The 19,449-nt window shown below is 40.3% G+C and carries 22 protein-coding genes; 19 read left to right on the top strand and 3 right to left on the bottom strand.

The genetic code is table 11. The annotated features are described in order from the left end of the window. Positions 1-130: 130 nt before the first annotated feature. The 9 genes from G598_RS0102645 (at position 131) to G598_RS0102610 (ending at position 9,350) form a co-directional block, all read left to right on the top strand. Complete coding sequence (locus G598_RS0102645) at positions 131-1,669, top strand: DUF2779 domain-containing protein (RefSeq protein ID WP_037362983.1); 1,539 nt, start codon at positions 131-133, stop codon at positions 1,667-1,669. 10 nt (positions 1,670-1,679) lie between these two features. Beyond that, on the top strand, positions 1,680-3,749 hold the full coding sequence (locus tag G598_RS18430) for an McrB family protein (protein WP_051179839.1): 2,070 nt from the start codon (positions 1,680-1,682) through the stop codon (positions 3,747-3,749). Beyond that, the gene (locus G598_RS0102635) at positions 3,742-5,139 is read left to right on the top strand and encodes an McrC family protein (RefSeq protein ID WP_157833256.1); all 1,398 of its coding nucleotides are present in this window, start codon (positions 3,742-3,744) and stop codon (positions 5,137-5,139) included. The genes G598_RS18430 and G598_RS0102635 overlap by 8 nt, the downstream gene beginning before the upstream one ends. Positions 5,140-5,736: 597 nt before the next feature. Beyond that, a complete protein-coding gene (locus G598_RS20005) occupies positions 5,737-5,949 on the top strand; it encodes a hypothetical protein (RefSeq protein WP_026765625.1) in 213 nt (70 codons plus the stop codon). 35 nt (positions 5,950-5,984) lie between these two features. After that, positions 5,985-6,752, top strand: coding sequence for a DnaB-like helicase C-terminal domain-containing protein (locus tag G598_RS0102625; protein ID WP_026765624.1), 768 nt, complete (start codon positions 5,985-5,987; stop codon positions 6,750-6,752). A gap of 6 nt (positions 6,753-6,758) precedes the next feature. Continuing rightward, positions 6,759-7,031 carry a hypothetical protein gene (locus G598_RS20210; RefSeq protein WP_026765623.1) on the top strand — a complete coding sequence of 91 codons (273 nt, stop codon included), beginning with the start codon at positions 6,759-6,761 and terminating at the stop codon, positions 7,029-7,031. Continuing rightward, positions 6,995-7,087, top strand: a complete 93-nt coding sequence (locus G598_RS20400) for a hypothetical protein (RefSeq protein WP_336433138.1) — start codon at positions 6,995-6,997, stop codon at positions 7,085-7,087. The genes G598_RS20210 and G598_RS20400 overlap by 37 nt, the downstream gene beginning before the upstream one ends. A 69-nt stretch (positions 7,088-7,156) precedes the next feature. Then, the gene (locus G598_RS0102615; RefSeq protein ID WP_211221466.1) at positions 7,157-7,891 is read left to right on the top strand and encodes a LytR/AlgR family response regulator transcription factor; all 735 of its coding nucleotides are present in this window, start codon (positions 7,157-7,159) and stop codon (positions 7,889-7,891) included. Beyond that, the gene (locus G598_RS0102610; protein WP_026765621.1) at positions 7,884-9,350 is read left to right on the top strand and encodes an ATP-binding protein; all 1,467 of its coding nucleotides are present in this window, start codon (positions 7,884-7,886) and stop codon (positions 9,348-9,350) included. Before G598_RS0102615 ends, G598_RS0102610 begins: the two co-directional genes overlap by 8 nt. Here the strand turns inward: G598_RS0102610 and G598_RS0102605 are convergent. Then, positions 9,344-9,964: a TlpA family protein disulfide reductase gene (locus G598_RS0102605; protein ID WP_211221464.1), complete on the bottom strand. Its 621-nt coding sequence runs from the start codon at positions 9,962-9,964 to the stop codon at positions 9,344-9,346. The genes G598_RS0102610 and G598_RS0102605 overlap by 7 nt on opposite strands. Before the next feature lie 99 nt (positions 9,965-10,063). Between G598_RS0102605 and G598_RS18425 the strand changes: the two genes are divergently transcribed. The 5 genes from G598_RS18425 to G598_RS0102580 all read left to right on the top strand — a co-directional run bounded on the left by G598_RS18425 (position 10,064) and on the right by G598_RS0102580 (position 15,019). Further along, on the top strand, positions 10,064-11,038 hold the full coding sequence (locus G598_RS18425; protein ID WP_026765619.1) for a DUF6033 family protein: 975 nt from the start codon (positions 10,064-10,066) through the stop codon (positions 11,036-11,038). 130 nt (positions 11,039-11,168) lie between these two features. Further along, positions 11,169-12,092, top strand: coding sequence for an AAA family ATPase (locus tag G598_RS0102595; RefSeq protein WP_102012075.1), 924 nt, complete (start codon positions 11,169-11,171; stop codon positions 12,090-12,092). Positions 12,093-12,095: 3 nt separating this feature from the next. Then, entirely contained in the window at positions 12,096-13,805 is a 1,710-nt protein-coding gene (locus tag G598_RS0102590) for a vWA domain-containing protein (protein ID WP_157833254.1), read from the top strand. A 284-nt stretch (positions 13,806-14,089) separates the two neighbouring features. Next, positions 14,090-14,362 (top strand): DUF1294 domain-containing protein, encoded by a 273-nt coding sequence (locus tag G598_RS0102585; RefSeq protein ID WP_026765616.1) that lies wholly within the window; start codon positions 14,090-14,092, stop codon positions 14,360-14,362. A gap of 15 nt (positions 14,363-14,377) precedes the next feature. Further along, the gene (locus tag G598_RS0102580) at positions 14,378-15,019 is read left to right on the top strand and encodes a hypothetical protein (protein WP_157833253.1); all 642 of its coding nucleotides are present in this window, start codon (positions 14,378-14,380) and stop codon (positions 15,017-15,019) included. A gap of 361 nt (positions 15,020-15,380) precedes the next feature. Here G598_RS0102580 and G598_RS20395 read toward each other — a convergent pair whose 3' ends face one another. Continuing rightward, positions 15,381-15,521 (bottom strand): hypothetical protein, encoded by a 141-nt coding sequence (locus G598_RS20395; protein ID WP_336433141.1) that lies wholly within the window; start codon positions 15,519-15,521, stop codon positions 15,381-15,383. Between G598_RS20395 and G598_RS20390 the strand changes: the two genes are divergently transcribed. The 4 genes from G598_RS20390 to G598_RS0102550 all read left to right on the top strand — a co-directional run bounded on the left by G598_RS20390 (position 15,466) and on the right by G598_RS0102550 (position 18,038). After that, on the top strand, positions 15,466-15,582 hold the full coding sequence (locus tag G598_RS20390; RefSeq protein WP_336433140.1) for a hypothetical protein: 117 nt from the start codon (positions 15,466-15,468) through the stop codon (positions 15,580-15,582). The two genes, G598_RS20395 and G598_RS20390, sit on opposite strands and share 56 nt — an antisense overlap. 142 nt (positions 15,583-15,724) lie before the next feature. After that, the gene (locus G598_RS16830) at positions 15,725-16,342 is read left to right on the top strand and encodes a vWA domain-containing protein (RefSeq protein ID WP_051179836.1); all 618 of its coding nucleotides are present in this window, start codon (positions 15,725-15,727) and stop codon (positions 16,340-16,342) included. A 208-nt stretch (positions 16,343-16,550) separates the two neighbouring features. Continuing rightward, positions 16,551-17,039, top strand: coding sequence for an SH3 domain-containing protein (locus G598_RS18900; RefSeq protein WP_071837939.1), 489 nt, complete (start codon positions 16,551-16,553; stop codon positions 17,037-17,039). A 171-nt stretch (positions 17,040-17,210) separates the two neighbouring features. Further along, entirely contained in the window at positions 17,211-18,038 is an 828-nt protein-coding gene (locus G598_RS0102550; RefSeq protein ID WP_071837938.1) for an MATE family efflux transporter, read from the top strand. Here the strand turns inward: G598_RS0102550 and G598_RS0102545 are convergent. Next, complete coding sequence (locus G598_RS0102545; protein ID WP_026765611.1) at positions 18,023-18,751, bottom strand: hypothetical protein; 729 nt, start codon at positions 18,749-18,751, stop codon at positions 18,023-18,025. The genes G598_RS0102550 and G598_RS0102545 overlap by 16 nt on opposite strands. A gap of 156 nt (positions 18,752-18,907) precedes the next feature. Between G598_RS0102545 and G598_RS0102540 the strand changes: the two genes are divergently transcribed. Further along, positions 18,908-19,429 carry a cysteine hydrolase family protein gene (locus G598_RS0102540; RefSeq protein WP_026765610.1) on the top strand — a complete coding sequence of 174 codons (522 nt, stop codon included), beginning with the start codon at positions 18,908-18,910 and terminating at the stop codon, positions 19,427-19,429. Positions 19,430-19,449: the final 20 nt, after the last annotated feature.

The following is a 19,449-nucleotide window of genomic DNA, read 5'->3' as shown; positions in this document are numbered from 1 at the left end:
AGCGGATGGATTGCTATAGTCTCCATCCGTTTCTGATATAAAAAAGATGAAGCAGGATATTTTGATAGGCGTGTAGAAATAGAGAGAAAGAAATCTTGTTGTCGGAATATTTTGTCTGGAGGAAATAACCATGATAGCTGAGATATCGAAGTCCAGATATTGCGAGAGTCTGCAATGCCTCAAACGTGTATGGCTTAAGAAATATAAACCTGAAACATATGACCACTCCTATGATAATCCCAAAATCCTAAAAGAGGGGAGCGATGTCGGAGATTTGGCGATGGGGCTGTTTGGTGACTACACAGAGATAAAGTTTACTAAAGATTGCGAAAAAATGGCTGTCGATACACAAAAAGAAATGGCGAAGGGGACAGAAATCATCACGGAAGCCTCGTTCTTCATTGAAGGCGGGTTGTTTGCCAGTGTTGATATATTAAAGAACCTAGGCAATGGTAATGTTGAGTTGTATGAAGTAAAGTCAAGCAGTGAGGTCAAACCGGTAAATATCCATGATGTTGCATTCCAGTATTATGTACTAACTAAAGCAGGCATAAATGTGCAGAAAGCTTGTTTGGTTCATATCGATAATAGCTATGTACGGCAAGGGAAACTAAATTTAAAACAATTATTTAAAATCGTTGATTTTACGGATGAAGTTATCGCTTTGCAAAATCAGGTTAAAGAACGTATTGAAGTAATAGCAGGATATATGAAAGATGCAGGAAATGAAGAACCCAATACAAAAATAGGCTTACAATGCTATGATGATGCGAAGTCGCTGCATCCCTATCGCTGTCCATTCTTCACACATTGTACAAAAAATATTCCACATCCCAATGTATTTGATATTAGAGATATGGATAAAAATATTAAAATTAAGCTTCATGATAATGGCTTTGATTCATTTGAAGAAGTATTACCGCAGATAAAAAAGAAATTGGAAAATACTAAGGGGGATCAAAAGAAAAGAAAGAAATATTATCAGCAGGTAGATATGGAATTACATGAAACAAGCCCCTATATTAATAAAACTAAGATAACGGAATTCCTTGATGAATTACATTATCCGTTATATTTTTTGGATTTTGAGACAGTAGATCCTGTGGTGCCGATTTTTGATGGGACAAAGCCACGTATGAAGCAGGTATTTCAATATTCATTGCATATTATAGAATATGAAGGAGCAGAACTTAAACACAAAGAATATCTTGGTGATCCAAGAAAAGATTCTCGTGAAGATATTGCTAAAACTCTGTGTGATATTATTCCACATGATGCCTGTATTATTGTATATCATAGTTCATTTGAAATAAGTCAATTAAAGGAATTAGCAAAAAGGTATCCAGGATATAATGATCGTCTTATGAAAATGATAACACAAATTGTAGATATAGAAAAACCTTTCCAAAAAAGATGGTACTATACTAAAGCCATGAAGGGAAGTTCAAGTATCAAATTAGTTCTTCCAGCATTGTTCCCTGATTTACCAGAGCTAGATTATGCAAATCTTGAAGGTGTGCATGATGGTGAAGAGGCAAGTTCTACATATCTAGAACTAGCAAAATTACAAGGCGAGGAGTTGGAGAAGAAAAGGAAGGAAATGTTGGAGTATTGCAAGTTGGATACTTTGGGTATGGTAAAGATATATGAAAAGTTAAGAGATGTATAGGAGATTATGTATGGATATAAAAGAAAGAAGTACTAATGGTATTGATTATTTTCTGGCGTTGAATTTTATAGGAATGTATCATGATAAGCCGTATGAACCCAATAGTGGTATGGCGGGAGAACTAAAAAGTGCAGAAACAGAATCAACTGCAATAGTAAATTTCTATAAAAAAAATTTCAAGTTTGATTTTGTGGATCCCCATAATCAATTTGTAAGAAGACAAGATAGAAGAGGTGGGAATTATATACAAAAATACTGGTGGCTAGAATTTAATTATAATAATAATAATCTTATAGGCGTTTCTATATTTGCTGATTCTACTATTGATGGATTTGAGACGGTATATTGCGTGTGTTTAGAAATACACGATAATAAGTCGAAGAAGAAAGAAAAAGAGAATTTAAAAAATGACGAAAAAAAGACGAAGGAAGAAATTGAAAATGAAGTTTCTAAAAAATATCATAAACATTTAGATTATCCGATTCCAAAGGATAGTTCGTTTGTCTATATAGCGGAACTTAAAAAGAAAAGAAAGAAGATATTGAAGCGCGAAGAATCTGATATCACTACAATTAAGGCCAAGCTTTCAAAAGGTGAGTATATAAAGGTAAGGCCTTGCAAATTGATTGAATGTAATGATGGTATAACGAATGATGATATAGAGAAACAAATAATAAATGCTATAGATATGTTAATAAAAAACTATAGTGAACTTTTAGGTAAAGATTATAATGATTTAATAAAAGATGAACAATATAATAAACTGTTGGGGAGAAAAATAATGCAAAAACTTGAATTTGATAGAAACATTATTCTGTATGGACCTCCGGGAACAGGAAAAACTAGATATACTGCTATTTATGCAGCGTTAATAGGAGGGTTTAATAATAATGATATTCCTGAAAAGATAAAAGAAGAAAAAATGAAAAAAATCAGTATAGAGTCTGGTAAATTCTGGTATAATTCCGATGGAAATAAAAAGACATTGGAGGGATTAATAGAAAAAATTAACGAAGACGAAGACTTATACAAATTGGCATTTGATTATTATAGAAAACTATCTGAGAAAAGAATCAATTTATGCGATGAGCCGAACAATAAAAAGGATGAAATAACCTCATGCTTTCAGGCTAGTTTTGTTACTTTTCATCAGTCATATTCTTATGAAGAATTTATTGAAGGGATTAAGCCCAAAACTAAAGGTGATAAGATCTCATACAAATATGAGGATGGAATATTTAAGTCAATTTGTAAGGTTGCAGAAAAAAATTATAAAGAAAAATTCATCATAATAATCGACGAGATAAACCGAGGAAATATATCGAAAATATTTGGTGAAATGATAACATCGATAGAAGATAATAGACGCTATAAGGTTGGTGAGCATGAGCAAAGTTCTTATGATGAGTCTATTAAAATCACATTGCCTTATACTAAAGAAAGGTTTTTAGTTCCAGACAATGTCTATATTATAGGGACCATGAATACAGCAGATCGTTCAATTGCCATGATTGATACTGCACTTCGTAGAAGATTCTCATTCGTCGAAATGATTCCTAGACCCAATATTTTAGAAAAATTGCATATTAAGGACAAAGAAATATACCTTAAAGATATATTGGATAAAATCAATCAGAGAATTGAGGTATTGCTTGACAGGGAACATACTATAGGGCATGCGTTTTTTACAAAGCTAAATGAGAAAAAGGACGGTAATGTAGAAGTTAAAGAACTGGGTGATATATTTAAAAATAAAATTATTCCTTTATTGCAAGAGTATTTTTATGAAGATTATGAATATATCGCGTTAGTTCTTGGAGAGGATATCACAAAAATTAAAGAAGGTAAGGATGATAACGAAAAAAATATTATTATTGAGAAAAAATTAGATGATAATCTATTCAAATCAAACAGTAAAATTAATAAAAACAAAACTGTATATAAAATTAATGATCAAGCATTTGATAAACTGGAAACATATCAGCAAATTGTTGGTGAAAAAATAATATTGAAAACTGAATTGTTAGATAATAAATCGACAGAGGAAACTACTGATGAGTCGGATAATAACAATGCGTGAATATGATTGTATATCACAAGATTTAGAAACTGCAAAGAAAATAGAAGATGGAGCAAAGTTTGATAACAACGAATGGAGTGATAAAAAAGAATGGTACAATATGTTTATGGAACTAAAAGAATTTATGTATTCCGAAACGCTGGATGTCGATGAAAATGATGATTCTAAATATTTTTTTAGGCTTACACAAAAAAATAAAAAAGACGCAATAAAGGCTTTAAATTACGTTGGGGTAGTTCAGTTGAAGTCTGGATGTCAGATTCAGATTTTACCAAAGATATCTTTTGAAAACGATGATAAAGATTATTTTATCACCAAAAATGTATTTCTGAAAATGTTGAACTCGTTAAAAGATTTCAACTGTAAGCATTTGTATAATGCATCACTAGATATTTCCAGATTAAATATATTTGAGATTTTCATACGTTTGTTTGTGATGCATGTGGAGGAGTTGGTTAGTAAAGGTTTGAAATCTTCATATGTTGCTATAGAAGATAATATCCCTTATTACAAGGGAAAACTGCTTGTAAGCCCACATATAAGATATAATTTGACCCATGCGGAACGTTTTTATGTTTGCTATGATGAATATAATGTTAATCGTCCCGAAAATCGACTATTAAAAGCAGCGCTCCTTTTTCTGCAACGCATATCTACAGATCTGGTTAATAAAAAAAGAATACGTCAGAGCTTAATGCATTTTGAGCTTGTAGAACCATCGGTAAACTACGAAGCGGATTTCAATAAAGTAGTAATAGATCGTACCACACAATTCTATGAATATCCATTAAGGTTGGCAAAGATTTTTCTACATGGTAAGAGCTTTACAAGTTTTGCTGGTAATTCAAAAGCTATATCCCTACTTTTTCCTATGGAAAAGCTGTTCGAAGCATATATCGCAAAAATGGCTCGTAATTTTTTTCAGGAATGCACAGTTACTGTCCAAGAGGAAAACAAAATTCATTCTCTATTTAATAGACAGGATGATAATGTCGAAGAGAAAAAGATTTTCGGATTGCAACCAGATGTTGTCCTGGAATGGGAGAATTGTACTATAATAGTCGATACAAAGTGGAAACGTCTAATTAATAATCCTAAAATTAATTATGGCATAAGTCAGGCAGATATGTATCAAATGTATGCCTACTCTAAGGAATATAAAACAAAACATGTTTGCGTGATTTATCCGTTAGATTCTGGTTTTATGGACAATAATAACCCTTCAAATTGGGAAGTATATACGCCCGTCAAAAAATATATAAATAAATCGAATGGATGTGAAAATGTTGTAGTCCATATATTAATGGTCGATCTAAGAGATGATAAAGGATTAAATATACTTTTCCAACACATTGAAAAAATAGCAGTTAAGGAAATGAGAGGTTATTGATTTTAGTTATTTATAATTCAAGTAATAATAGCTCCGTTTACATATTACTGGTTAACGGAGCTATTGTTAATTATAGATAATTACTAAAATAGGGTTCGTGGTATTTGTTTGATAACGTTTCATTAACACGATAAACATGCTCACAAGAGATGTAATTGGAGATGCTAGCCAATATGATCGATTTCTATTTCCAGATTTAACTGTGAATTGGTAGTATTCTTTTTCGAGTGCGAGTTCAAATTCGATATTTATGTCGCCATTGTCACTTATAATACAATTTTCAGGGAATTTATATTGGAGTTTAGGAAATGCGTATTTTAATACTGTATGTGGAACTGAACTTGGGTAAATGTGTCCTTTGCCGTTGTCTGTAGAGATGTATATTCAAATTTTCTTTCATGATGATTGTAAATAAATGAACGACAATGCATAGAATCATCTCCCTTTGATTTATTTACAGCTTGGCTATTTTTAGCATAACAGAATTGTGCGATAAAGGGATTATCTATTATTGTTGCTCTGTCAGATTTGACATAGTATAGCATTATGCTACTTGTCATATAGGAGGAAATTATATACACTCATGGTAAAGCAGTTTTGATTCCAACTTTATATCAGGCATGTATAGAAATAAAACGGGATCGTTATATAGCGGAAGCGTTGGGGAAGTACAAACGTAGACTGGAAAATGATATAAATCGTATTTATGTTAAAGAGGCTGCTAATTTGAGAAGTAAAGAAGCAATGCCTGAATCCGAGAGATTGAAACAAAAAATGAAAGAGGGTGATAAAAGGATTTATTTCCAATAATTATACGTTTTACTACGGATAGAGAGGAGTCTTTTATGAATATATCTTGGGGATTTAAGGCTTTAGACACCGTTACTGAAGGTATTAAATCTGGTGATTTCATTATGATAACTGGTGCCCCGAGCACTGGAAAAAGTATTTTTGCCAGTACTATTGCTGCCAGTGCTGCTCTACAAGAAAAAAAGAGTGTCGCATTTTTTTCATTGGAGTTATCCACGGATCATCTTAAACGAAATATGATTTGTTCTCAAACTAATATTAGTATCTCAAAACTAAGAGCGAATATCCTTGACTCTAATGAAAATATTACGAAAAATAGGATTGAAAAAGGAATTGCTGAATCGTTGTTAACTATAGATGATACAGCGGCACTTTCAATTAATGATTTATGCGTAAAAGCACGTTATATAAGTAGAAAGGTGGGATTAGATTTAATAATAATTGATTATCTTCAATTGTTAATTGTCAATAGAGATTACACCAATGTAGATGAATGTCGTAAGCTAGAATTAACGGAAATTCTTTATACATTAAGGGCATTAGCTAATGAGTTGAATGTAGCAATCATTCTTGTTTCGCAGCTTGATTCTAGTATTAATGAGCGCGACGATAAATGTCCTATTTTAGGAGATTTGAACAAATTTGGGCCGTGGGAAGAAGTTTTAGACATGGTTTTGATTTTTTATCATGATGAAAACGCCCATATTGAGTCTTATAACAGCAATATGAGAGAATTAATTGTTAAGCGAATACATGAAAAGAAATTAGATAATGTTAAGGTTTGGTTAAATTTACTTTATTAAGGGCAAATGGGTTATCATTCTATTCGTGAGAGCAGTATCATTGATGTGAATTTCGTGATCGGCAAAAGCTTCGTTGGCATAGGCCTCAATTTCGAAGGCGGCTGCTACAACCTTGACATGGAATCCGAACCGGACATCTATGGCGCTATCAAGCCCTATCGACCATATCAAAGGAAACGTTATCCCTGTCCACGGGTGGATGCACCAGAAAAGCAGGACAGCCGTGCAGGCATCCGGATAAAATGCGGTATTCGCTGGATGCGTTCGGCTTTGACCTGAGTGCGATAACCAGAGATATGCTTTTCACACCGCAAATAGCGCCGTTCACTCCTTAGGCGTTGAATGTTCCTGTTTATAGTCGCTATAATGTATCATGGTGACTAATAGACAAGGGAGACTTGAATGTGAGAATAAAAGTCGCGGTTTGCGATAGTGATAAAGAAGTATGCGGTTATATAGCCGAGATTATTGTCCGGCAAAGACCGGATGTGCAAGTAAAAACGTTTTATACGGCAGAGGCGCTGTTGCAGGCTGGAGATAATTTTGACATTTACTTTTTGGATATCAAGGATATTAATGGCATGGAGACGGCGCGTATTTTGCGTTCCCGTGAGCAGGGGCTGCACAGCATTATTATCTTCGTGACCGGCTATCGGGAATATATGCCCGCTGCCTTTGATGTGCAGGCTTTTCATTATCTGCTAAAGCCCATTGACAAGGTGAAATTTTCCCGCGTGCTCGAAAATGCCTGTTTGGAAGTCCGTTATATGCAGGGGCAGAAGGAAGATTATGTGCTGCTGAAGCTCAATGGTTCTGCCGGTGATATGCGCAGCCGCCGCAAGGTGTCTTTGCAGGATATTTATTTTATCGAAAGCAACAACAAAAACGTCATCATCCACACTACCGAAGGCACTTATGAGGTGCAGGGAAAGATGGACGAGTTTGAGCAGACTCTGGGAACGGCATTTTACCGTTGTCATCGCTGTTATCTGGTGAATATGGCAAAAATTTCCGCCTACAGCCCGGAGGGAATACAGGTGACCAATGGCGAAATGGTTATGCTGGCAAATAAGAAATACGCAGCTTTTGTCAAAGCATACTTGCATTACGCCAAGGGAGGCGGCATTGTAAATGTTTGAGCAGTATTTGTTGGAAGCCGGCGTGTACGCAATATGGAGTTATTTGGCATTTGGCTATACGGAGGGCATTTTGTCTGCGCGTTTTTCCCGGCGCATCTATGCGATAGGCGGATATATCGCCGTTTACGTTTTCGGCAGTATGTGTTGGAAGTTGGGGGCAGATTATATCCGGATAGGTGAAAACAGCATTTATGCCGGGTTCCTGCCTCTTTTGCCCAGCGTGTTGCTCATAGCTGGGTTACAAAAATATTATTTTTACCCCAACTGGCCAAGACAGCTTTTTGTCTTGGCTAGTTTAGTTGCAGGCTGGATTGTTCTGCGTTTTGCCGTCAGCCCGCTATCCTATGTGCTTTTCGATTACTGGCAGCCATTTTTTACCTGGCTGGTGGAATACAGCGTGGCACAAGGGCTGATTTCCGCAGAACAGCTGCTAACGATTATCGGCGATATCAGTCAGTTGGCGCTTATGGGCGTACTGACTGTTTGCCGTTTGGTACAGCTTGGGCTTTTTGCGCTGTATCTATGGCTTATCCGGCACTATTTCTGTGCACAGGATTATAATTTATCCTGGACGGAGAGTCTGTTTCTCGTATTTCCCTGCATAACGGTACTGGTGATTGACCTGACTTTGCGGGTTATGGCGTATTCGGTGGATAACAGTGCTCTGATGCTGATTTACTATCGGGCGCCGGAAACGCTGTTTCTCCTGCCGTTGATTAGTTTGCTGCTGTTAGGCATGATTGTGACCGCGGTCAGGCTGTTTCGCGGCATGGTGCAGTTCAAGGAGGCAGAAGCCAAGCGGCTGTTGCTCGAAAATGGCATAACGGATATTCATCGGCAAGTGGAGGAAATGCAGGACATTTATGGTGATATGCGGGGCTTGCGGCATGATTTGCGGGGGCATATTGCCAGCCTGACCGCTTATGTGCATAATCATCTGCAAGGGGAACAGACGGAAATCGAGGCTTATCTGGCACAAATGACCAAAACAACGGAACGGCTGGACTTTGCGGATAAGACAGGTAATCCCATCACAGACATCATCCTGCATCAGTTCCGTCAGCAGGCAAAAAGAACAGGCATTTCCTTTAAGGCAGACTTCCATTACCCTGCGCATACCTCTTTTGACCTATACGATATCAGCGTCATTCTCAATAACGGTCTGAAAAATGCTTTGGAAGCTTGCAGCAAATTGCCGCCGCCCGCGGAGATAGCAGTGCGTTCTTATCGCAAGGGCAATCTATATTTTATCGAAATCTCCAATGATTTTGCCGGTGATTTGATTTGGCGTAAGGAGAGCGGCCTTCCTTGTACCACCAAGGAAGATAAACAACAGCATGGTATAGGCCTAGTGAATATTGCCCGTTGTGCGGAAAAATATCAGGGCAGTATGGACGTCGAAGTGGTATCAAAAGAAAACCGTCAGTGCTTTTGTCTGACGGTTATGCTCTATCATTGAGCTAGCTTTTTCATAATAAGGGACTTGTCTATATCCGTTTGGGAGTCTGCGGCCATCAGGCGGCGGGCTTCTTTTTTTATCAGGTCGATTTCATAACCGGCCACAGGCTGGCCGACAAGCTGACCATAAGGATTTACAAAGAAGATTGTCGGTACCGTTTTGATGGTGGTAAGAAAAGCCGCCATATCGTCATTGACCAATAGCTGGGGGCTGGGGATATTTTGGGCAATGGTTTGGGCCAAGGCGATTTTATCATCATTATCCGTGGTTTTTACATCGCCGATAAGACCGATGATTTGTATATCGGCATTTTCATGCACTTGCCAATCCGTCAACTCCTGTAACAACTGGCGGCTATTCGTATCCTTGACAACCCAAAGCACAAGAATCGTAAATTTGCCGGCAAAGACTTCATTGGTTACAACATGGCCTGCTAAGTCACGGGTTTGAAACTGGGGAAATGCGGCAGGCGTTTGTTTGGTGTTTGAAGGAGCGTGCAGCACATTTATTGCCAAAATGGCAAATAGAAGGGTCAGCGGCAGCAGAACGTAACGGAGATTTTTCTTCATCATGGTCACCTCATATCGTTTCACACCGATAATCGAGCTGTTCACGCCATTGCTATTAGGCGCTAAAAAGTTTTGACGATATAGTTTTAAAGAGGAGCAAAAGACGATAACGCATTATCTTGGTGTACAAGGAGGTAGAGGATTATGCCGGTAAAGATTGGCGGAAGCTATGTGTCAGAGGCAGCTTACAGCTTTGCCCAGGCACAAGTTAAAGACAAAGAGGAAAGTAATGGTGTTATGAAAAGTCTAGCAGAAAAATTCCCGAATCTCAAGTTCAGCGTGGGGACGAAACCTTTTTCCGGGACGGGGATGAATAACGTATCCATTTCACCGAAAATCCTCAAACAGATGGAACAGGACCCGGATAAGCGCATGGAGTATGAGGCGTTAATCTACGATATTGCCCATACAGATGTACAAAGTGGCCGCGCACCAGAGCATAAGCTAAAATCCCATGGCTTTATTATCGAGGACGATGGCGGGTTGCGCAGTTGGGGCATATCCGAAAGCAATGAGGGCAACCGCCGTCAGCAGTCGAAGGTAAAACGCTCACAGAAAAAGAATTGGTGGCAGGAGCTTTTGGATAAACTGTCCAGCCCGGACAAGAAGTTCAACAATACCAATGAACTGACCAACTACCTGCGGGAGAATTTCAATATAGTAGGGGCGGGTATGGCAAAGATTTCCGGCAAATTTTTACAGAAATGCCTGACGGATGAGGAGAGCCGCCAAAAGTTATTCGATAATCTGCGGGCGGCAGAGGACTCCTATGCCAACCGCAAGGATGAAGTAGGCTTTCAGGGCATGCAGGTCATCATTGACGAAGATGGCGAAATGACGATGGAATCGTCCAAACGTACCGTAAGCATCAACGAAGATAAACGCCGCCGTCAGATTGCCGCCGCGGCAACACAGGGCGATATGCAGGCAGTACTGGCTATTTTGCAGCAGGACTTGCAGGAACTCGAAGATGGATACAAGCAAAATGCCTGTGATGCTACTGAAGTGGAGAAGGCCAAGAAACTCATCGAACAAGCCAAACAGCAAATGGGCAGGCTGCCTGACCGAGCGCCTACAATGGCTGAGTCAAGTGCCATGACCATCAATATGCTGATATGAAGAAAGCAAAGGCCACGCGATAATTGCGTGGTTTTTTCATTGCCAACGTAAATGCAGCAGGTATTTTTTTATTCGCCAAGAATTAAAAAAAGAGGATAAACTTAGTGCTCCTATACGGAGGTGTTTGCTGGTGGCAGTGGATGATATAGACGCTTTTTTTCGGAAACAAGGCTTGCGGGCAGAACTTTTGACAGAGGCTGCAGCATTTCGTAGACAATATAATGGACAGGGCGTGCGTAAAATCAGTAAACCACACTTTCCCTACTTTGGCCGTCAGATCGTGGAAGCTGCGCTAAGTGCCCTGCTTACTGGCGCTAATTTGTTGCTAGTCGGACCTAAGGCTGTGGGGAAGAATATTTTGGCAGAAAATCTGGCATTTCTGCTGGGGCGGCCTATATGGAATGTATCCTTTCACATTGATGTTGATGCTGCTTATTTAATTGGGATGGACACGTTTCGGGATGGTGCCGTTTGCTTTCGTCCGGGACCAGTATATGAATGCGTCACAGCGGGCGGCATCTGTATTTTGGATGAAATAAACATGGCCAGAAATGAAGCTCTGGCAGTGCTTCATTCCCTGCTTGACCATAGACGGCAGATGGAAGTACCGGGATATGACCGATTATTTTTACATCCTGCTGCACGCTTTATTGGAACCATGAATTATGGCTACGAGGGTACACGTAATCTCAACGAAGCTCTGTTGTCCCGTTTTGTGGTGCTGCATCTGCCTGTGCCAGGAGAACAGGAGCTGCAGGAACTATTGACGTATGAATTTGCAGATTTGCGTAAGGGAGTAGCCAGTACGTTGTCTGCGTTATTCCTGGATATCCGTAAAAAATATGAAGCCAAAGAAATATCTGGGCGAGCCTTGGATTTACGCGGTCTACTGGATGCTGTGCGGCTTGTTCGGCAGGGACTTACGGCAGAACAGGCTTTGGATATGGGCTTAACTGGAAAATGTTTTGACGCTCAGGAGAGAGCCTTGGTGAAGGATTTACTTGCCTTGCGTATACCACCTGATTGGGGACGGGAAGATTTTTTTGCGAAGTGAGTCATGATGACATACCAATCATTATCCAATCAAAGACAGAAACGAGCTTTGAATATTGTCTGGGCAGTTGCCGGTCAGTATGGGATATGGCCGGATTTTTTGGCCTTTGATCAAAATGGTGAGCCGGATATTTACTTGAATTCTATCGTGGGGCTGGTATATCGGCATTACGATAATGAAATGCTTATGCGCTATATAAGAGAACAACTGAATAAATCCCTGTTTGCTGAACTCTTTACCGAACTATTTTGGCTGGGGCTGGAAAATGCAGCTTATGAGAAGGAAATATCCTGCCGTCCCGCGCTAAAAGACCTGCGTTATCGTCATGCAAAACGATTTTTAGCAGAAGATGCATCCGTAGATATTTCCCTGCAACAGTTGATGCTGCGCCAGGAACTGGCGCATACGCTAAAATGTAACCGCTGCCGGGAAATAATAGGAGTTCCTGTTGCTATAATAAATCCATGGGACAAACGTATCTACCAGGCACTTGCTTTTACGGGCAATATGAATACAGCGGAACTTATCGCAGCTATGGAGAATATTATCCGTTCTTTTTTCCGCTTTCATTGGCATAATAAGCCTCGCGAGGTTATACATTTTACCAGTCACGCTTTTCTGCTGAATTTGCTCAAAAAAATATGGCCATTTCACCAGGGCTATCGAGAAGAACAAATCCGGCAGCTAACCTTTATTGCATCTGCCGCGGACAAAGGCAATAGTCTAAAGACCATATTTAACCGCCAAGATAAAATACCGACGGATAAAGAACTATCTGCCTGCTATGGCAGGTCACTTTTTTCACAAGACCGTCTGGCAGAGATTACGAGTAGATATTGTCAGGGAATTCACCGCCAGGTATGCTTGTGGTTCAGTGCGGAAAAAGGAGCAGTCCGTAAGGAAAATACGGCTTATTTTCATCAGCATCATGCCCGCTTTACCACAGAATTGCACGCGTTGACCAATCGTTTGCAAAATGCGTTGCTGCTTGGTCGGCAAGCGGTGCAACTCCCCGCCCGCAATGGCAGACTGACAGCAGACAGAGTTTGGCGAGGCCTTATCCTGCATGATGGACGAGTCTTTTCCGCGATAGAACCAACCAAACGGGAAGATATTTCGGTCATGCTGTTTTTGGATGGTTCGGCTTCACGGCAGGGGCGTCAAAGCATCATTGCCAGTCAAGCCTATCTGCTGACTGAAGCTTTGCGGCAGGTGGGGATTCCCTTATCCGTAGTATCCTTTTTTAGCCAGGATGGTTGTACGGTCTTGAAAAGACTAAAAGCTTTTCAGGAAAAATCTGCGCAAGGCATCTTTGCCTATAAGACGCAGGGCTGGAATAGAGATGGGCTGGCCCTGCGGGCTTTGCCTGAGCTTTGGCGCGATATGTACGGACAAAAGCTGCTCTTTATATTGACGGATGCTGATCCGAGTGACGAACGCAGTATTCCAGCGCAAGGTATCGCCTTGGAGAAATTCTATGGTGGAGAGCCTGCCTGTAAAGATACGAAAGAGGCCGTAAAGGAACTTCGTCAACAGGGGATTCAGATAATGGCCTTGATTAACAGCGTGGTTGCCACTGCTCTGGTCACCAAAGCAGCACAGCATATTTATGGCGAAGATTATATTATCTTACAAAACCTTTCCAATATGGCGCAAAAAGTGGGGGATGTGCTTGAACAGGCAATTTTTTACGGTCATAATCAAAAAATGTAAATATACTACTTTAGTAGTAGCAGGTTAAAAAGTTTCTACTTTCGGATGATTTTCTTTTACAGCAGATAAGGTATAATGAGTCATGTCACTTGGGGAAGTGATCACACACAATGACCTTCAATAGTGGGGAAGCTTTGCAGGTAAAGGAATTTTATACGGAAAAAGCAGGTCGCAGGACCTGCTTTTTTGTCGTTTACGCGCTTACATCATGCAGGAAATAGGTGTAAATTGGAGAATTATTGAAATCAATAGTATACTTATTTGCCTGTGGAGAGGTGATTTTTATGACAATGCATGAATTGATTTACTGGTATTTAGCGATAATCAATATTGTTGTTCTGGTTGTCTATGGCGGGGATAAGCTCTTTGCTAAGATGGGCAGCTGGCGCGTTCCGGAAAAAATATTGCTGCTGTTTGCCTTGCTCGGCGGCAGTGTTGGTGCGTTGCTGGCCATGCAGATTTTCCGGCATAAGACACGTCATCTGAAATTTCGCTATGGCGTGCCGTTGATTTTGTTGCTGCAGATAGCAGGTGTTGTATACCTGCATTGGAAATAAGCGATTAAAAGTGCTATGTCTACTATCTTGATTGTTTGTACAACACCGGACGAGCGTGCTGAGATGGCTCTTCAAGAAGCAAGAGCACTGGGGTACCGCTGTATATTCAGTGGGGATAAGGCGGATGAAAAGATTCTTGCTTTGGCTGCTGCATGCTATGAAATCGACTGGGAGAACTGGGACTCTTTGCTCCATATAGCGAAGCTGGAAAAGGTTGATGGCATTGTGGGGCTTTGCGACAAAGCGATGATTCCCGTGGCAAAGGTCTGTCAAGTGCTGAACCTGCCCTGCAGTTCGCCGGAAAGCATAAACAGTCTTATTTCAAAAAACACTTTCAGAGAAGTGCAGAAGAGAGCCAGCGTATATTTTGAGGAATTGAAGACTTTCTCGCGTTTGAGAAAATATATGATAGCCTATTCGGTGTTCAGTGAGAAAGCCGGCATTCTTGACCATGTACATGTAGCACCTGAATTGCGGCAGCATTTGCTGGAAGAACGCTTCCCACTGGGGAAGAAAAATGGCTGCTTTGTGCTAGATATTCTGACAGCGACACGCCCCATCGCTATTCTTGTATTTGAATTTGCTTCACGGGAAGATTTGGAAGAGATGCGTTTACAACTCGAAACGATGGTTTACGCGGTTTTGGCAGAGCAATAATCATTGCGAAATATTTTCATACACATAGAACTAGGCGCTGTTGGGTTTTTGATAAACTTATAGAGAAAAACTATGGAATAAAGCTATAAACAAGAATGGAGGGATTATAAATATGCGTCGGATGCTGTTTATGGTATCATACGTTCTCATGATGGTCGCCAGCGCGGGATGGAAACATTATCAATTCTCAACAATGTGGTTCTGTATGAAGGTGATTTAAGTGCAGGGGTAAATTTGGATTGTGGTAAACATTGCCAATTTCGCTTATTGGTCAATTATTTTTTACCAAAATATTGATGTATGGATAAAGGAATCATATAATAAAGCAAGAATCTTTTTGGAGAGGAATTACATGCAGTTATTATATGTGTTCATTGGAGGTGGTCTTGGAGCAGTGTGCCGTCTTAGGCGGATTTACAACATTTTCATCCTTCAGCATGGAAACCTTGACTTTGATAAATGGTGGCAGCATATTTCTGGCCTTGGTTAATGTTTGTGCCAATTTATTACTGGGCTTTGGTGCGGCAATACTTGGACTTCATATTGTCGCCTCAATGACGTAAACAATTGTAAAGGGGAACCGAAAGGGAATCGGAGGCGTATCACGGGAGTTTTTTGTGGAAAAAATTTAGCGAAATATGTGGATGATTACATGATATTTGTGGACGAATGGTATTATCGGAAATATACGAGGAGTTGAGTGCTATGTACAGAACGTTATTGGCGCTAGTAACGATGATAGCTCTGGGGACAGGAATATGTTTTGCTAAGGTGTTGCCAGCGGATACACAAAAAGAAAGACAGATAATGGAAACGGAGCAATCAGAACTGTTACAACATCAGCATACGTCTAAGTGTTTGCTGACATCTGTTGAGCCTGTTCAGATTATCTGTATTCTTGACCGTTCAGGATCCATGCGGCATTTGGTTGGGGATACCATAGGCGGGTATAATTCCTTCATTGACAAGCAACGGCAGGAAAAAGGACGCGTTGAGGTTACTACTATCCTCTTTGATGACAAGTATGACAAAATCGTAGAGGCCAAAGATATAAAGGATGTGCCAGAGTTAACGAATAAAGAGTATTATGCCAGAGGGATGACTGCCCTGCTGGATGCAGTGGGGAGAACAGTGGCTGATACATTGGGCAGAATGAATCATGAAGGTATCTGTCCTGCTAAGCGGCATGTATTGTTTCTAATCATGACTGATGGCAAGGAAAATGATAGTAGGGAATATAGCAAAGCGGATGTAAAAGCCATGATTGAAAAGGCTACAAAAGAGTACAAGTGGAATTTTATTTTCATGGGGGGCAAATATTAATTCTACGTCTGAGGCTGCTTCAATCGGAATCGGTGCTGACCATGCTGTGAATTATGAACATGATGCTGGTGGTGTAAGAAAAGTTTTTTCTCGTATGAATGCGGCAGCCAAGGAAATGCGGGAAGATGGTAGTGTCGGCGAAAAGTGGAAGCAGGCAGAGAAGTAGTTCAAACTTGACAAAGGAGAGATTAGAAAGAAGAGGTGTGGTATGAAAAAATTATGTTTTTGCTTAATGCTTGTTTGTTTATTAATAGTTCCACATTATACAGTTGCTTCGACAGGCGCAACAAACACTGAAGGTGGTATGTATGTTGTTAACTGTGAAAACTGGATAAGTCTTCGGTCGTATGCCTCCACGGATGCTCCTGTTATCGCGAAGATTCCTCTCGGGGATATGGTGAATATCATTGACGACAATGATCCTTGCTATCAAAAAATGGTATTTGCTCATGTCCGCTATCATGGAAATACGGGATATGCTTTATATAGCTATCTAACCCCTCATTGTACGTTATACCGTGTTGCTAACTGTAATGAGTGGATAAGCTTGCGCTCAGCGCCGTTTGCTGATTCGGCGGTGATTACCCGCATTCCGTTAGGAGAATATGTTCGTTTTGTCAAATCAAGCAGTAATGGGTATTATTACGTTTACTACAATGGATATCTTGGTTATGCGCTGGCTGAGTATCTCTCATAGCGTTCAAAGTTAATAATAATTGGCAGATTTATGCGAGAATGAATTATGTTCCAGTGTAGTGTAAACGGAGAATTCAATGGAACAAATTAAAAAACCAGTTTTTCTTATAAAAAAGTATAAGGATATCTTATGGGCGATAAGTGCTATCGAAGTTGTCACGTTTTTCGTGTCATGCGCGGATACATTGATTGCGGGCAATATCATTGGCAAAGAAGCACTTGCTGCCGTGGGGACAGTAGCGCCATTTATGATGCTGGTAACCTTTTTTCCAGTATCGTAAATTCTGGGACAGTGGTGCAATATTCTTATCATATAGGTGCTTGCAATCTAAAAAAGGCACAGGAAATTTTCAGTCAGGGAGCAATCATAGCGGTTTTGGCAGGCACAGCCATATTGATAGGGATGTTGGCAGGAAAAGATTTTTTTCTGGCAACCATTTCTGCTGATTCTGAAGTGATCGGCTATGTCAACGATTATTATAGCCTGATTGTCTTCTACTTGTGCCTGGATCCCCTTTCCTGCCTGCTGGATAATACTATGGTGGTCGAGGGGGGAGAGAAAGTCTCCAGTATTGCCAATATCATTGAAATCGTGAGCAATCTGATATTCTCCATAATTTTTGGATTCCTATGGGAAGTGACAGGAATAGCGGCCGCTTCTATTGTCTGCAAGTTATTGTTTTTGCTTATCAACTTCGCTTGGTTTTTCATCAAAAAAAATAATATTGTTTTTGTGTGGCGACTTGACTTCAAGGAGTGCGTCAATATTCTGAGCCAGGGTATAGTAAAGGCCTCTACGTTTTCTCTGTCGGCACTGATGGCTTTTATGCTGAATTATTATGTACTGGCAATCTGCTTGTCTTTGGTGATTGTATATATGGCCTATGGCAAGGAGGCTGTGCCCTTTCTCATTCAACCGGAAAAAAACATGCACAGTTATTGCTATGATTTTGAAATAACAACAGAAAATGTAATTTCAATCTTTTATGGTATAGCCTGAGTGTTCCGAAGTGCGCTTGCTTCGGCAATATGAGGGATTATCTTAAAGACATCGACGATCAGTTCACGCTCGTTGCGTTCATCAATGTAGGCAAGAACATGCTTTTTGCTGATTACAGCGGTTAAGAGCTGACCTTGAATGCCGCTTTCGTAGCGTTTTTTGAACCACCTGGCGATGGTTTGGTCTGCGGTCCAGGATAGTCCGAACTTTGCCCTGTGCGGACTGACACCGCGATAAATCGTCAGCGTATCAGGAAGACTTTGGTAATGGGCAAGGTCCTCCGGCTTCATCAGGTATTGTTTATCCGCCTGCCGGAAATAGTGGATAACTTCCTCGCGGCTGACTTGTGGGTCTTGATTGGGGTCTTCTTCATCCAGCCAGCTGTGCTTGAGATAATAGGCAAAGTCCTCAGGGCTCATATAATCTTTGCATAGCTGAAACCAGATGAGTTTATAGTCGTCGAGAATCAGGTCATAGATAAACGGCAGGCTAAGGCTATTTATCCTGTTCAGGATAAAACGACGATAAAAAACATAGCTGTTCGGTGTAGAAATATCCAGCCATTTTTTCTGCTCATGATGATAGAAGAAAATCGACTTGGCAAAGGGATGATAGACGGCACCCATATTTTCGATAGCTTTGACCGGAATGAGGGGAACTGCATCAAAGAGCTTTATGGTTTGTTTCCGGATTTTGGTGAGATTTGTCTGCATGGTGTTGTCCTTCCTTATAGATAAAGCGGATAATAATAGGATTTCCATTTTTCCCTGGATAATCCTGCCGATTTACAGAAGATAATCGGTGAGCATAACATTTTTATGGTATAATAATGACAAATTCGTACATTCGTTAGGGGAGGTCTATAACGTATGAAAAAAATCATTGTTGTAGTAGACATGCAGAATGACTTTATTGACGGCAGCCTGGGAACAAAGGAAGCACAGGAAATGCTGCCACGGCTGAAAGAGAAACTAAAGCAGGTGACGGACAGCGGTTCGGCTGAGCTTATTTTTACCATGGATACGCATGGTGAAAATTATCTGCAGACGCAGGAGGGGAAAAATCTGCCTGTGGAGCATTGCCTAAAGGGCAGTCATGGCTGGGAGATTACACCGGAACTGCAGGAATTTGTTAAGCAGGCTAAGGCTGTAGTGGAAAAGCCGACGTTTGGTTCACTGGAATTGTCTAAACTGCTTGGCGAGGCAAATGAAGTGGAACTGGTAGGGCTTTGCACAGATATCTGTGTCATCAGCAACGCGATGGTGATTAAGGCAGCTTACCCGGAAGTGCAAGTAAGCGTGGATGCAAGTTGCTGTGCCGGGGTTACGCCCGAAAGCCATAAGAATGCTCTGGCCGCCATGAAGATGTGTCAGATTAAGGTGCTTGAATAAAAAAGGCCACACAGTAATGC

The sequence above is a fragment of the Selenomonas ruminantium subsp. ruminantium ATCC 12561 genome (genome assembly GCF_000424065.1).
GTDB lineage: Bacteria > Bacillota > Negativicutes > Selenomonadales > Selenomonadaceae > Selenomonas_A > Selenomonas_A ruminantium.
This window is presented reverse-complemented; position numbering and strand designations above follow the sequence as displayed.

Bases quoted from the DNA above. Each gene is read 5' to 3' on its own strand.
- G598_RS0102645 (WP_037362983.1), top strand. From the start codon at position 131: ATGATAGCTGAGATATCGAAGTCCAGATATTGCGAGAGTCTGCAATGC.
- G598_RS18430 (WP_051179839.1), top strand. From the start codon at position 1,680: ATGGATATAAAAGAAAGAAGTACTAATGGTATTGATTATTTTCTGGCG.
- G598_RS0102635 (WP_157833256.1), top strand. From the start codon at position 3,742: ATGCGTGAATATGATTGTATATCACAAGATTTAGAAACTGCAAAGAAA.
- G598_RS0102625 (WP_026765624.1), top strand. From the start codon at position 5,985: ATGAATATATCTTGGGGATTTAAGGCTTTAGACACCGTTACTGAAGGT.
- G598_RS20210 (WP_026765623.1), top strand. From the start codon at position 6,759: ATGGGTTATCATTCTATTCGTGAGAGCAGTATCATTGATGTGAATTTC.
- G598_RS20400 (WP_336433138.1), top strand. From the start codon at position 6,995: ATGCGGTATTCGCTGGATGCGTTCGGCTTTGACCTGAGTGCGATAACC.
- G598_RS0102610 (WP_026765621.1), top strand. From the start codon at position 7,884: ATGTTTGAGCAGTATTTGTTGGAAGCCGGCGTGTACGCAATATGGAGT.
- G598_RS18425 (WP_026765619.1), top strand. From the start codon at position 10,064: ATGCCGGTAAAGATTGGCGGAAGCTATGTGTCAGAGGCAGCTTACAGC.
- G598_RS0102590 (WP_157833254.1), top strand. From the start codon at position 12,096: ATGATGACATACCAATCATTATCCAATCAAAGACAGAAACGAGCTTTG.
- G598_RS0102585 (WP_026765616.1), top strand. From the start codon at position 14,090: ATGACAATGCATGAATTGATTTACTGGTATTTAGCGATAATCAATATT.
- G598_RS0102580 (WP_157833253.1), top strand. From the start codon at position 14,378: ATGTCTACTATCTTGATTGTTTGTACAACACCGGACGAGCGTGCTGAG.
- G598_RS16830 (WP_051179836.1), top strand. From the start codon at position 15,725: ATGTACAGAACGTTATTGGCGCTAGTAACGATGATAGCTCTGGGGACA.
- G598_RS18900 (WP_071837939.1), top strand. From the start codon at position 16,551: ATGAAAAAATTATGTTTTTGCTTAATGCTTGTTTGTTTATTAATAGTT.
- G598_RS0102550 (WP_071837938.1), top strand. From the start codon at position 17,211: ATGCGCGGATACATTGATTGCGGGCAATATCATTGGCAAAGAAGCACT.
- G598_RS0102545 (WP_026765611.1), bottom strand. From the start codon at position 18,751: ATGCAGACAAATCTCACCAAAATCCGGAAACAAACCATAAAGCTCTTT.
- G598_RS0102540 (WP_026765610.1), top strand. From the start codon at position 18,908: ATGAAAAAAATCATTGTTGTAGTAGACATGCAGAATGACTTTATTGAC.